Raw genomic sequence first — 12,035 nt, forward strand, 5'->3', positions numbered from 1 at the left:
CGCCCCGCACCGGCCGTGCGGCCCTCGTCAACGCGACCGCGAGCGCAGCTCCCCCTTCACCACCTTGCCGCTCGCGTTGCGCGGCAGTTCGGCCATGAACTCGACCGCTCGCGGCACCTTGTAGTTGGCCATCTCGCGCCGGGACCACGCGATCAGGTCGTCGCCGGTGAGCACGGAACCCTGGCGGCGCACCACGTACGCCTTGCCGACCTCGCCCAGTCGCGTGTCCGGGATGCCGACGACCGCGACGTCGGCCACGTCCGGGTGCAGGCCGAGGAGCTGCTCTATCTCGGCCGGATAGGCGTTGAAGCCGCCGACGATGAACATGTCCTTGAGGCGGTCGGTGATGCGGAGGTTGCCGGCGTCGTCCAGGACGCCCACGTCGCCGGTGCGCAGCCACCCGTCCGGGGTCAGCACCTCGGCGGTGCCCCGCTCGTCCTCGTAGTAGCCGCGCATGACGTTGAAGCCGCGGACCAGGACCTCTCCGGGCTCGCCGGGACCCCGTTCGGCGCCCGTCTCCGAGACGACCCGCACCTCGGTGCCGGGGATCGCCCGGCCGGACGTCGACGCGATGACCGACGGCTCGTCTCCTCGGCGGCACATCGTGACGATGCCGCTCGCCTCGGACAGGCCGTAGGCGGTGAGCACCGTGCCCACGCCCAGCTCGCCGCGCAGCCGCTCCACCAGCCGCAACGGCACGACCGCCGCGCCCGTCACCACGAGCCGCAGCGCGCGGAGGTCGTAGGCGTCCCGCGCCGGGTGGTCGAGCAGCGCCTGGTGCAGGGTCGGCGGGCCGGGCAGCACGGAGACCTGCTCGGAGGCCACGTTCGCCAGCACGGTGTCCACGGTGAACACCGGCTGCGGGATCATCGTCGCGCCCCGCATGAGGCAGGCGATGACGCCCGCCTTGTAGCCGAAGGTGTGGAAGAAGGGGTTCACGATCAGGTAGCGGTCACCGAGGCGCAGGCCGGCCAGCTCGCACCAGATGTCGTACGCCCGCAGCGTCTGCGCGTGGGTGATGACCGCGCCCTTGGGGCGGCCGGTCGTCCCCGAGGTGAAGACGATGTCCGACGGCGACGCGCCGGAGATCCCGGCCGACCACGCCCGCACCTCCGCCGCGCTCACGTCCTCCCCGCTCGCCAGGAAGCCCTTCCAGGTGCAGAAGCCGGTCGGCGCGTCCTCCGAGAGGACCACCACCGTCTCCAGCGCGGGCAGTCCGGGCAGCGGCCCCTCCCCCGGCCCCTCGCCCGCCGCCCGCCGCAGCGAGGCGACGTACGAGGTGCCGAGGAACGTGCCGGTGACGAAGAGGAGTCGCGCGCGGCTGCGGGCCAGGACGTCAGCCGCCTCGCCGCCCTTGAAGCGGGTGTTCAGGGGCACCAGCACCGCCCCGGCCGACACCGCGCCGAGCGCGGCGACCATCCACTCCAGCGAGTTCGGCGCCCAGATCGCGACCCGGTCACCGGCCCGGACGCCGAGCGCGAGGCAGGCGGCGGCCGACCGCTCGACGCGGGCGCCGAGTTCGCCGTACGAGACGCGGGTGCGGCCCTCCACCACCGCCTCGACGTCCGCGTACCGGTGTGCCGCCCACCGGACCAGCTCCGGGATCGTCCCCCACTCCCCGGCACCCTCACCGCGCATGACGACCTCCCACGCCCCATGAGCTGACTGACCGTCAGATTAGCTGTAACCTGACACCCTGTCAGCTCACTCGCCCCCTTGTGGAGGTGACCACCGTGGCCGGTCTCAAGGACGCCACCGCCATCGTCGGCATAGGGCAGACGTCCTTCGCCAAGCACCTCCCCGAGGACGAGAAGACCCTCGCCTGCCGTGCCGTCGTCGCCGCGCTCGACGACGCCGGGATCGCACCCGGCGAGGTCGACGCCCTCGCCTCCTACACGATGGAGGACACGGACGAGGTCGAGCTGGCGAAGGCCGTCGGCTTCGGCGACCTGACCTACTTCGGCCGCGTCCCGTACGGCGGCGGCGGGTCCTGCGCCACCGTCGCCCACCTCGCCACCGCCATCGCCACCGGTCAGGCGACCGTCGGAGTCGCCTGGCGGTCGCGCAAGCGGGGCAGCGGGCCCCGCCCGTGGACGAACACCGCCGTCCAGCTCCCCACTCCGGCCCAGTGGACCCGGCCCTTCGGCCTCCTCCGGCCCGTCGACGAGATCGCGCTGCTCGCCCGCCGCTATATGCACGAGTACGGCGTCACCCGCGACCACCTCTTCGCCGTCGCCCTCGCCTGCCGCAACCGGGCCAACCAGAACCCGGCCGCCGTCATGTACGACCGCCCCCTGACCCGCGAGTCCTACATGACCTCCCGCTGGATCAGCGAGCCCCTCTGCCTCTACGACAACTGCCTGGAGACGGACGGCGCGCTGGCCTGCGTGGTCGTCAGCCGTGAGCGCGCCCGCGACTGCGCCCAGCGGCCCGTCTACGTCCACTCCGCCGCCCAGGGCCTGCCCGCCCAGCACCACGGCATGGTCAACTACTGGACCGACGACCCGCTCACCGGCCCCGCCTGGACCGCCGCCCGACACCTGTGGAAACACGCCGACTTCACCCCGCAGGACGTCGACGTGGCGCAGATCTACGACGCGTTCACGCCCCTGATCCCCCTCTCCCTGGAGGGGTACGGCTTCTGCGGCCGGGGCGAGGGGGGCGCCTTCACCGAGGGCGGCGCCCTGGAGACCGGCGGCCGGCTGCCCCTCAACACCGGCGGCGGCGGGCTCTCCGAGGCCTACGTGCACGGCTTCAACCTCATCACCGAGGGCGTGAAGCAACTGCGCGGCACCGGCACCGCCCAGGTGCCGGGCGCCGCGACCTGTCTCGTCACCGCCGGAGAGGGAGTCCCCACCTCCGCGCTGCTGCTGAGGAGTTGAGATGCTCGAACCGGTCGTGGACACCGACGGCGCCCCCTTCTGGCGGTACGCCGCCCTCGGCGAACTCCGCGTGCAGACCTGCGCCGACTGCCGCGAACCCCGCTTCCCGCCCCGGCCCTGCTGCCCGCACTGCCAGTCCTTCGCCACGACGTGGCGGCTCACCTCGGGACGCGGACGCGTCTGGTCGTACGCCGTCCCGCACCCGCCCCTGCTGCCCGACTACGCCGCCCGGGCGCCGTACAACGTCGTCCTCGTGGAGCTGGACGACGCGCCCCGCATCCGGCTCGTCGGGAACCTGGTCGCCGGGGCCGGCGCGCCGCTCGGCTCGCTCCCCGCCGACCGGGTCCGCATCGGCGCCCACGTGCGGGCGGTGTTCGACGGGCGCGGCCTGCCCCAGTGGGTCCTGGAGCGCCCGTGAGCCTGCGCCTCGCCACCGACCGGGACACCGGCGTCGCCGTCGTCACCCTCGACCGGCCCGAACGCCTCAACGCCATCGACCTCGCGACCGCGCGCGATCTCTCCGAAACGTGGCGGGCGTTGCGGTTCGACGACGCCGTGCGGGCCGTCGTCCTCGCCGGGGCCGGGGAGCGGGCGTTCTGCACGGGCATCGACCGGGACGCCGTCGTGCCGCAGCCCGGATCGCCCTACATGCAGGACGATCCGCTGCTCACCGTCGGGCCCAAGGCCAACGACCTGTGGAAGCCCGTCGTCGCCGCCGTCGAGGGGATGGCCTGCGGAGGCGCCTTCTACCTGCTCGGGGAGTGCGAGTTCGTCGTCGCCGGCGCCGGGGCCGTCTTCTTCGACCCGCACACCACGTACGGCATGGTCAGCGCGTACGAGTCGGTGCTCATGGCGCAGCGCATGCCGTACGGGGAGGTCGCACGGATGATGCTGATGGGGACGGCGGAGCGGATGTCGGCCCGGCGGGCCCACGAGATCGGCCTCGTCTGCGAACTCACGGAGGCGGGACGGGCGGTTGACGCGGCCGTGGCCTGCGCGACCGTCGTCGCCGGGTATCCCACCGCCGCCGTCCAGGGGACCGTCCGGGCCCTGTGGGCGGCGAAGGAGACCTCCCGCGCCGCCGGGTTCGCGCAGGCTCCGCACCTCATCGCGCTGGGCAACCTGCCCGCCGGGCAGCAGGCGGAACTCTTCGCCGGGCGTCGGGCCCAGGGCTTCCGGGTGCGCTGAGGCCGACAGGACCGGGCCAGGTGTCCGGGAGGGCGTGAGGACGGACCGAACCCTTCTTGCTAGCGGCGCTAGACAATCGAGCAGCGATTCCTCTAGCATCGAATCAGAACCTAGCGCCGCTAGGGCAATCCCTGGGGAGGGACCATGCAGGACACACTGGCCGTCATCACGATCGTCGTGGTCGGGCTGATGGTGGGCGTGGAGTTCGCGGTGGCGGCGTTCGTCGAACCGATCTTCAACCGGCTGCCGGACGACGCCAGACTCGCCGCCCACAGCGACGGGGCCCGCCTGCTCGGCCGGATCATGCCGATCTGGTACATGAGTTCGCTCGCCCTCGGCGTGGCGTGGGCCGCGCTGGCGTGGGGCGGCGACGGCGTCTCGCCGGTCGTCGCGGGGGACGTGCTGCTCGTGGTGAGCGTGGTGATGTCGGTCCTGCTGCTGGTGCCGATCAACTCGCGCGCCAGGACCTGGTCGCCGGAGGGCGCTCCCGCGGACTGGAAGCAGCAGGCGAGGCGTTGGAACGTGTACCACTACGTCCGCGTGGGCGTCATCACGCTCGCGTTCGCGCTGTTCGCGGTCGCCCTGGTCTGAGACCGCCCAGCCGGCCCCGACACCCGGCCGGCCGCGAAGCGACGGCCTACGCCGTCCGCGCCGTTCCCGTGCCCTTCTCCGCGTCCAGGGCGTAGACGCAGCGGTCCTTGCTGCAGGCGTAGACGACACCGTCGCGGACCACCGGGGTGCCGGTGATCTCGCCGCCGGTCGCCAGTTTCCAGCGCAGGCGGCCGTCGTCGGCCTTGAGGGTGTAGAGGAGGTGGTCGGTGGAGCCGAAGTGGATGCGGCCCTCGGCCACCGCGGGGGAGCCGACGATGTCGCCGCCCGCCTGGAAGCGCCACTTGGGGGTGCCGGTGACGGCGTCGAGGGTGTAGAGGCCCTTGCCGCTGCCGACGTGGACGTGGCCCGCGGCGACCAGCACCGGGTCGATCGAGGAGCGGGCCTCGGTGGCGATACGCCAGCGGTCGCGGCCGTCGGTGGCGTCGAGGGCGTAGACCGTGCCGAGGTAGTCGGCGAGGTAGATGCCGCCGCCGGTGACCGCGGGGCCGGGGACGAAGGTGGGCGGGGAGAGGAAGACCGCGGGGGCCTCGAAGTGCCAGCGGACCCTGCCGCTCGCCGTGTCGACGGCGAGGACACGGGTGCCGGCCGAGACGTAGACGTAGCCGTCCGGGGCCGCGGTCACCCGGACCGGGACGCCGCTGCAGGAGGCGGAGTCGCCGATGGGGTACGACCATCTTTCCTCGCCGGTACGGGCGTCGAGGGCGCGCAGGCGGGCGTCCTGCCAGACGTAGACGGTGCCGTCATGGAGGGCGGGGCCGGCCTCCGGGGTCTCGAAGTCGGTCTGACAGCCGGTGACCTCCCACAGCTTCCGCCCGGTGGAGGCTTCCCACGCCTGGATGCCGCCCCCGCGGGTGCCGGTGACGACGGTGCCCCGCTCGGCCTTGAGGCAGTACACCCAGGAGTCGGTGGGCAGCCGCCACAGGTCGGTGCCCTCGCGGGCGTCCAGCGCGAACAGGGTGGGCCCGTCGGAGGCGTGCACACGGCCGTCCGCGACCGCCATCGACCAGGCCACGTCACGCGTCTTGAAGCGGCGGCGGCCGGTGGCCACGTCCAGGGCGTGCACCTCGAAGGAGGTGACGTAGACGAGGTCTCCGGCGACGGCCGGGGTGCCCCACACGTCGTTGGACATGCGGAACCGCCAGGGGCGCCAGCCCGCCGGCGTCTCCGCGGGGGCCGGGGGCGCGGCCGTGGCGGCAGGCTCGGCGCCGTTGACGCCGGGGCGGGGCCGGGACCAGGAGGCGACCAGGCCGGGCTCGGGCACGGGACGCCTTGACCGCGGCGGTGGCGCGGACGTCGGCGACCCGCGGGCCTGGCCCGATCGGCACGGCCGCTCCGGCCAGCCGGACGGGACCGGTGTCGGGGGCGCCGACCGCGACGGGCGCCGGCGCCGTACGGGCGGGTACCACCGGGTCGTGCGCGGGCGGCGGCGGTACGGCGGGCCGGGCCATGCCCACGCCACCACCGGCGCCGGGGCTCGCGGGTGCCGCCGACTTGACGGGCAGCCGGCCGCCGCGGCGCGTCTCGATGAGGGCGACAGCCTTCTCGGGCAGCCACGCCGACGCCGTACCGCTGTCGTCGGAGCCGGCGAAGAGGTGCGGGGCCAGTTGGGCCTGGAGGTCGGCGGGGCTGGGCCGGCCGGTGGCCTCCATCTGCATACAGGAGTCGATCAGCGGGCGCAGCTCGTCCGGGAGGCCCGCCAGGTCGGGGCCCTCGCGCAGCAGCATGAAGACCGTCTCGACCGGGTTGGCACCGTGGAACGGGGGGTGTCCGGTGGCCGCGAAGACGAGGGTCGAGCCGAGGGAGAAGACGTCGCTGGCGCCGGTGACGCTGCGCGAGTCCTTGGCCTGCTCGGGGGACATGTAGGCGGGGGTTCCGACGGCGACGTTCGTCATCGTCAGACGCGTGTTCGACACGCCGGACGCGATGCCGAAGTCGATCACCCGGGGGCCGTCCTCGACGACGAGGACGTTGGAGGGCTTCAGGTCACGGTGGACGAGACCGGCACCGTGGATGGACTGGAGTGCCTCCGCGATGCCCGCCGCCAGCCAGCGCACCGCCTGGGCCGGGAGCGGCCCGCAGTCGTTCACTATCTCTTCGAGGGAGGGCGCGGGCACGTAGGCGGTGGCCAGCCACGGCACGGCGGCGCGCGGATCGGCGTCGACGACCGCGGCCGTGTAGAAGCCGGAGACCGCCCGCGCCGCCTCCACCTCGCGGGTGAAGCGGACCCGGAACAGCTGGTCCTCGGCCAGTTCCGTGCGGACCGTCTTGATCGCCACGCGGCGGCCGGAGGCCGAACGCGCGAGATAGACCAGCCCCATGCCGCCGGCCCCCAGCCGTCCCAGCACCTCGAACGGCCCGATCCGCCGCGGATCGTGCTGCGTCAGCTGATCCACCACTTGCCTGCCACCTCCCCGTACGGGCCACGTCACCCATATGTGTACGCGACCCCGTGCAGCGTCTCACCACCGCACCGCCGTGGCGGCACGCACCCTGATTCTTCCTGGCCGGGCGCCCGGTTGCGAACCCCGGAACAATCAGGGTGTCTCATTTCATATATGTGCAATCAGGAGCATGGCCATGCGCCCGCCCCGCGCCCATGCACGCACGCATGCCCCCATACGTACCGCGGACTGAGACGGCTCAGCGCTGCAGCAGCGCGAACGACGCCCCCTGATTGTCGGTGACGACGGCCACCGTTCCGTAGGAGGCGGTGAACGGGCCGGCCTGCACCCGCCCCCCGAGCCGGCTCACCGCGCCGAGCTTCGCCTCGCAGTCCTCGACGCCGAAGTGGACGAGGAAGTGCGGCGGCATGACCTCGGGGAAGACGTCCGAGACCGGCGCCCGCCCGAAGTCGGGCACGGCGTCCGGGCCGAACAGGGCCTCGTGGAAGAGGTGGCCGTAGAAGGTGTTGGCGGTCTCGGTGTCACGGGCGTACAGCTGCGCCCAGGCGAACGCGCCGGGTCTGTGCCGCACCCCGAAGCCGGGGTGACCGCCCGCCTGCCACAGACCGAAGACCGCGCCCTCGGGGTCGGCGGCGAGGGCCGCGACACCCGCCCCGTCGACCGGCGTCGGTGCCGTGACGACCTGCCCGCCGGCCGTCCGGATGCGGCGTACGGTCGCCTCCGCGTCCGGCGTCGCGAAGGAAACCGTCCACACGGTGGGCATCCGGCCGTCCGTCTTGCGGCCGAGGGCGGCGACCGGCGCACCGTCCAGCCGGGCCCACACCGAGGAGCCGTACGCCTCCTCGAAGGCCCACCCGAACAGCTCCCCGTAGAACCGCTTGCCCGCGTCCACGTCGGGGAGCTGCGCGTCCACCCAGCAGGGGACGCCCTCTGCGTACACCGATGCCCTGTTTTCGGCCATACAGCCAAACTAACGGCGGTTCACGCAAGCCGCAGACCAGGCACACCCGCCTCCGGACCCCCGCGCACCCCATTTGCAGTCGGCCGAATCGCGCTCCGATCACCCCTCGGTAAGCTGACGGCATGACAGGACAAGTGCGTACCGTCGACGGCCGCGTGGCCGGTCGGCGCGGGCAGGCGACGCGGCAGAAGTTGCTCGACTGCCTCAGCGAGATGCTCAGCTCCTCTCCCTACCGGGACGTCAAGGTCATCGATGTCGCCCGGAAGGCGGGCACTTCGCCCGCGACCTTCTACCAGTACTTCCCGGACGTCGAGGGCGCCGTCCTGGAGATCGCGGAGCAAATGGCCGCCGAGGGCGCCGGGTTGACCGAGTTGCTGGAGGGGCGGTCCTGGGTCGGCAAGGCCGGCTGGCAGACCGCGCAGGAACTCGTCGACGGGTTCCTGGAGTTCTGGAAGAGGAACGACGCGATCCTCCGCGTCGTCGACCTCGGCGCGGCCGAGGGCGACAAGCGTTTCTACAAACTCCGTATGAAGATCCTGAACACGGTGAACAACTCCCTCTCGGACGCCGTCGCCGAGTTGCAGTCCAAGGGCAAGGTCGACAAGGACGTGAACCCGGGCGCGATCGCCGGTTCGCTGGTCGCGATGCTCGCGGCGGTGGCCTCGCACCAGAAGGGCTTCACGGCGTGGGGCGTCAAGCAGGCTGAACTCAAGCCCAACGTCGCCCTGTTGGTGCACCTGGGCGTCACCGGCAGGAAGCCGACGAAATAGCCCGCGGCAGCCGCGCCGCTCCTTGTTCCCACGCCCCCGTGCTACGTCCCACGTCCTGTCTGGCAGGCGGTGGTTCATCCGGTCGTCCGGATGGGCCGCCGCCTGCCGCGCTGTGCGGGCGCTCGACTCGGAGAGGCGGCTCGGGGACGGCTCGGGGATTTGCCAGAGACGGCGCGCAGACGTGCTTGGAGATGTGCCAGGAGACGGCTCGCCGACGTACCAGAAGACTGCTCGGAGACGGCGCGCAGACGTGCTCGGAGACGTGCCAGGAGACGGCTCACAGACGCGCCCGGAGCGGCGAAGGGTCACGCGCGGGGCGGGTCAGCCCGGCAGGGGCCGGTCGCGCACCACGTGCTTCATCACCAGCGTCGACGTGAGCCGCTGCACACCCGGCAGCGTCGCCAGCCGCTCGTCGTACAGCCGCTGGAAGGCCGCGAGGTCGGCGGTGGCCACCCGCAGCAGGTAGTCCGGCTCCCCGAACAGGCGCTGGGCGTCCAGTACGTGCTCCACCTCGCCGACGGCCCGCTCGAACTCGGCGACCGTGTCCCGGTCCTCCTGCCGCATCGAGACGAAGACCAGCGCCTCGAAGGTCAGCCCGACGGCGGTCGGCTCCACCACCGCCCGGTAGCCGCTGATCGCCCCGGACCGCTCCAGCTCCCGCAGCCGCCGGTGGCAGGGCGAGACGCTCAGCCGCACCCGCGCGGCCAGCTCGGTCACCGTCAGCCGCCCGTCCTGCTGCAACTCGGCAAGAATCTTCCGGTCCACGTCGTCCATGGGGTAGATCTTCCCCCGTTGCGCACCATTTCGTGAAAACTTCGGGAACACCTTCGCCCGTATCGCGCCTAATGTCCCCTCATGGACTCCGCAACCCTGATCTCCTTCCTCGCCGTGGACCTGCTGCTGGTGTGCGTGCCGGGCGCCGACTGGGCGTACGTGATCGCCGCCGGACTGCGCGGCCGCTCGGTGGGGTCGCCGTGACCGGCCTGGTCAGTGGATACGCCCTGCACACGGCGCTGGCCGCGGCGGGCCTCGCGGTCCTCGTCGCGGGATCCCCGGAGCTGCTCACCGCGCTGACGGTGGCGGGGGCGGCGTATCTGGTGTGGCTGGGGTGGAGCGTGCTGCGCCGGCCGGGGGTGCCGCAGGCGGGGGAAGCGGCGGAGCACGACCGGTGGCGGGTCTTTCTGCGGGGCGCCACGATCAGCGGCCTGAACCCCAAGGGCCTGCTGCTCTACCTCTCCGTCCTGCCCCAGTTCCTCGTCACCCGGGACGCGCGCCTGCCGGTCCCGGCGCAGACCGTCACCCTCGGGATGCTGCACATGGCGTGCTGTGCCGCCGTCTACGCGACGGTGGGCGTCCTGGCCCGCCGGCTGCTGGGCGCCCGCCCGGCGGCGGCCCGCGCGGTCACCCGGACGTCGGGGGCGGCGATGCTGGGGATCGGGGCGTTCCTGCTGGTCCAGCGGCTGGCTCTCGGCGGCTGAGCCGGAAGAGGCGGATCTCCCGCTCCACCCGGGCCTGATACGCCGCGTACGGCGGCCAGAAGGCCAGTGCCGCCTTCCAGGCCGCCGCGCGCTCCTCCCCGGTGAGCAGCCGGGCCGTCACCGGGATGTCGACGCCCTCGAAGCTGACCTCGGCGTCCGGATGGGCGAGCAGGTTGGCGGTCCACGCCGGATGACCCGGACGCCCGAAGTTCGAGCCGATCAGGATCCAGCCGCGGCCCCCCTCCTCGGGCATGCAGGCGAGCGGCGTACGCCGGGCCCGCCCGCTGCGGGCTCCGGTCGCGGTGAGGACGAGCCCGGGCAGCAACCGGGCGCTGAGCAGTACCTTTCCCCCGGTGAGGCGGTGGACGGCCCGGTCGAGGGCGGGGACGAGGTGCGGGGCGGCCCTGGCGAAGGCGGGGGTGGCGGAGACCTTCTGGACGAGGCGGACGCCGGGGCGGGGACGCGGGGTTCCCCGGCTGCTCCGGAAGCGGGTCACACCATCACCTCCCTACGGGTGAAGAGGCGGGCCCGGTCGGCCGCGTGGGCGCGCAACCGGTGCGCGGGTCCGAACAGCAACTCGTCGCCGGCGGCACGCTTGAAGTACAGGTGGGCCTCGTGCTCCCAGGTGAAACCGATGCCGCCGTGGAGCTGGATCGCCTCCGCGGCTGCCGTGCGCAGGGCCTCCAGCGCCTGGGCGAGGGCGAGGGCACCGACGCGTTCGTCCCGGCCGGTCGCCCAGGCGGCGTAGTAGGCGGCGGAGCGGGCCGCCTGGAGCCGGACGTAGACGTCGGCGAGCCGGTGCTGGACGGCCTGGAAGGAGCCGATCACCCGCCCGAACTGCTCCCGCTGCCCGACGTACTCCACGGTCCGCTCCAGCGCGCGGTCGGCGGCGCCGACGGCTTCGCAGGCCAGGACGGCGGCGGCCCGGTCGCCGAGCAGGGCGAGATCCTCCGGGACGCTCCGCTCGTCACCGCTTCCCAGCAACTCTGCCCGCACATCGCGCAGTTGGACGTGGCCCAGCGGCCGGGTGGCGTCCAGCGCGGTCTGCCGTACGCGGACGAGCCCTTCGCTCTCCGCCGGGACGAGGAAGAGGAGGGTGCGGGAGCGGACGTATCCCCCGGTGTGTGCGGCGACGAGCAACAGGCCGGCGCTGTGGCCGTCGAGGACCTGGGTCGCCTCGCCGTACAGCCGCCAGGTGCCCGCGACGCGCCGGGCCTGGATGCCTCCGGCCCGGCCGCCACCGGCCCAGTCGCCGTCGTTTCCGCAGGTCAGGGCGAGGGCGGTGGTGAGGGCGGGGCCGGGCACGGCGAAGGTGGCGGTGAGAGTGCCGGCGGCGATCCGCGGGAGGAGCGCGGTGCGCTGGGCCTCGGTGCCGAGGGCGAGGATCAGGGGCGCGGCGAGGACGGAGGTGGCGAGGAGCGGGGAGGGGGCGAGGGTCCGTCCGGTCTCCTCGCAGGCCAGGGCGAGGTCGGCGACGGGGCAGCCGACACCGCCGTACGCCTCCGGGAGGGCGAGGCCCGGCAGGCCGAGGTGGTCGGCGAGGGCGGTCCACAGGGCGGGGTCGTGACCAGCGGGGGTGTCGAGGGCGGCGCGCAGTTCGTGCGGACCGGAGCGCTTGTGGAGCAGTTCGCGCAGCGTGCGGCGGATCTCGTCCTGTTCGGCGGTGAAGCTGGGGTCCATGGACGGAACTCCCCTCGGTATCTGACGGCGCGTCATATTAGGCGGGCACGGCCGGGATTCCC

10 protein-coding genes and 2 pseudogenes are annotated in these 12,035 nt (G+C 73.2%); 6 read left to right on the top strand and 6 right to left on the bottom strand.

What is annotated here, in order from left to right; all coding sequences use genetic code 11:
• Window positions 1–27: 27 nt before the first annotated feature.
• On the bottom strand, window positions 28–1,638 hold the full coding sequence (locus BM536_RS15215; protein ID WP_073493717.1) for a FadD3 family acyl-CoA ligase: 1,611 nt from the start codon (window positions 1,636–1,638) through the stop codon (window positions 28–30).
• Window positions 1,639–1,733: 95 nt separating this feature from the next.
• Here BM536_RS15215 and BM536_RS15220 point away from each other — a divergent pair, with 95 nt between their 5' ends.
• The 4 genes from BM536_RS15220 to BM536_RS15235 all read left to right on the top strand — a co-directional run bounded on the left by BM536_RS15220 (window position 1,734) and on the right by BM536_RS15235 (window position 4,661).
• The gene (locus BM536_RS15220; protein WP_073493746.1) at window positions 1,734–2,882 is read left to right on the top strand and encodes a lipid-transfer protein; all 1,149 of its coding nucleotides are present in this window, start codon (window positions 1,734–1,736) and stop codon (window positions 2,880–2,882) included.
• Window position 2,883: 1 nt separating this feature from the next.
• Window positions 2,884–3,300, top strand: coding sequence for a Zn-ribbon domain-containing OB-fold protein (locus tag BM536_RS15225; RefSeq protein ID WP_073493719.1), 417 nt, complete (start codon window positions 2,884–2,886; stop codon window positions 3,298–3,300).
• Window positions 3,297–4,070 carry an enoyl-CoA hydratase/isomerase family protein gene (locus tag BM536_RS15230; RefSeq protein WP_073493721.1) on the top strand — a complete coding sequence of 258 codons (774 nt, stop codon included), beginning with the start codon at window positions 3,297–3,299 and terminating at the stop codon, window positions 4,068–4,070. Before BM536_RS15225 ends, BM536_RS15230 begins: the two co-directional genes overlap by 4 nt.
• Before the next feature lie 144 nt (window positions 4,071–4,214).
• Window positions 4,215–4,661: an anthrone oxygenase family protein gene (locus BM536_RS15235; RefSeq protein ID WP_073493723.1), complete on the top strand. Its 447-nt coding sequence runs from the start codon at window positions 4,215–4,217 to the stop codon at window positions 4,659–4,661.
• A 46-nt stretch (window positions 4,662–4,707) separates the two neighbouring features.
• Here BM536_RS15235 and afsK read toward each other — a convergent pair.
• Together afsK and kbpA are read right to left on the bottom strand one after the other, a co-directional pair.
• Window positions 4,708–7,078: pseudogene (gene afsK / locus BM536_RS15240) on the bottom strand (protein serine/threonine kinase AfsK).
• Window positions 7,079–7,322: 244 nt separating this feature from the next.
• Window positions 7,323–8,045 carry an AfsK-binding protein KbpA gene (kbpA, locus tag BM536_RS15245; protein ID WP_073493725.1) on the bottom strand — a complete coding sequence of 241 codons (723 nt, stop codon included), beginning with the start codon at window positions 8,043–8,045 and terminating at the stop codon, window positions 7,323–7,325.
• Window positions 8,046–8,179: 134 nt separating this feature from the next.
• Between kbpA and BM536_RS15250 the strand changes: the two genes are divergently transcribed.
• Window positions 8,180–8,815 carry a TetR family transcriptional regulator gene (locus BM536_RS15250; RefSeq protein ID WP_073493727.1) on the top strand — a complete coding sequence of 212 codons (636 nt, stop codon included), beginning with the start codon at window positions 8,180–8,182 and terminating at the stop codon, window positions 8,813–8,815.
• Window positions 8,816–9,136: 321 nt separating this feature from the next.
• On the opposite strand, the gene BM536_RS15255 is transcribed toward BM536_RS15250, so the two are convergent.
• Window positions 9,137–9,589, bottom strand: a complete 453-nt coding sequence (locus BM536_RS15255) for an Lrp/AsnC family transcriptional regulator (RefSeq protein ID WP_073493728.1) — start codon at window positions 9,587–9,589, stop codon at window positions 9,137–9,139.
• An 81-nt stretch (window positions 9,590–9,670) separates the two neighbouring features.
• Between BM536_RS15255 and BM536_RS15260 the strand changes: the two are divergent.
• Window positions 9,671–10,293 (top strand): annotated as a pseudogene (locus BM536_RS15260) (LysE family translocator).
• Here BM536_RS15260 and BM536_RS15265 read toward each other — a convergent pair.
• Window positions 10,217–10,789 carry a nitroreductase family deazaflavin-dependent oxidoreductase gene (locus tag BM536_RS15265; RefSeq protein ID WP_073493730.1) on the bottom strand — a complete coding sequence of 191 codons (573 nt, stop codon included), beginning with the start codon at window positions 10,787–10,789 and terminating at the stop codon, window positions 10,217–10,219. The pseudogene BM536_RS15260 and the gene BM536_RS15265 sit on opposite strands and share 77 nt — an antisense overlap.
• Window positions 10,786–11,973, bottom strand: coding sequence for an acyl-CoA dehydrogenase family protein (locus tag BM536_RS15270; protein WP_094103032.1), 1,188 nt, complete (start codon window positions 11,971–11,973; stop codon window positions 10,786–10,788). Before BM536_RS15270 ends, BM536_RS15265 begins: the two co-directional genes overlap by 4 nt.
• Between the last annotated feature and the right edge of the window lie 62 nt (window positions 11,974–12,035).

The organism is Streptomyces phaeoluteigriseus, assembly GCF_001896135.2.
Lineage (GTDB): Bacteria > Actinomycetota > Actinomycetes > Streptomycetales > Streptomycetaceae > Streptomyces > Streptomyces phaeoluteigriseus.

Bases quoted from the DNA above. Each gene is read 5' to 3' on its own strand.
- BM536_RS15235 (WP_073493723.1), top strand. From the start codon at position 4,215: ATGCAGGACACACTGGCCGTCATCACGATCGTCGTGGTCGGGCTGATG.
- BM536_RS15225 (WP_073493719.1), top strand. From the start codon at position 2,884: ATGCTCGAACCGGTCGTGGACACCGACGGCGCCCCCTTCTGGCGGTAC.
- kbpA (WP_073493725.1), bottom strand. From the start codon at position 8,045: ATGGCCGAAAACAGGGCATCGGTGTACGCAGAGGGCGTCCCCTGCTGG.
- BM536_RS15270 (WP_094103032.1), bottom strand. From the start codon at position 11,973: ATGGACCCCAGCTTCACCGCCGAACAGGACGAGATCCGCCGCACGCTG.
- BM536_RS15215 (WP_073493717.1), bottom strand. From the start codon at position 1,638: ATGCGCGGTGAGGGTGCCGGGGAGTGGGGGACGATCCCGGAGCTGGTC.
- BM536_RS15255 (WP_073493728.1), bottom strand. From the start codon at position 9,589: ATGGACGACGTGGACCGGAAGATTCTTGCCGAGTTGCAGCAGGACGGG.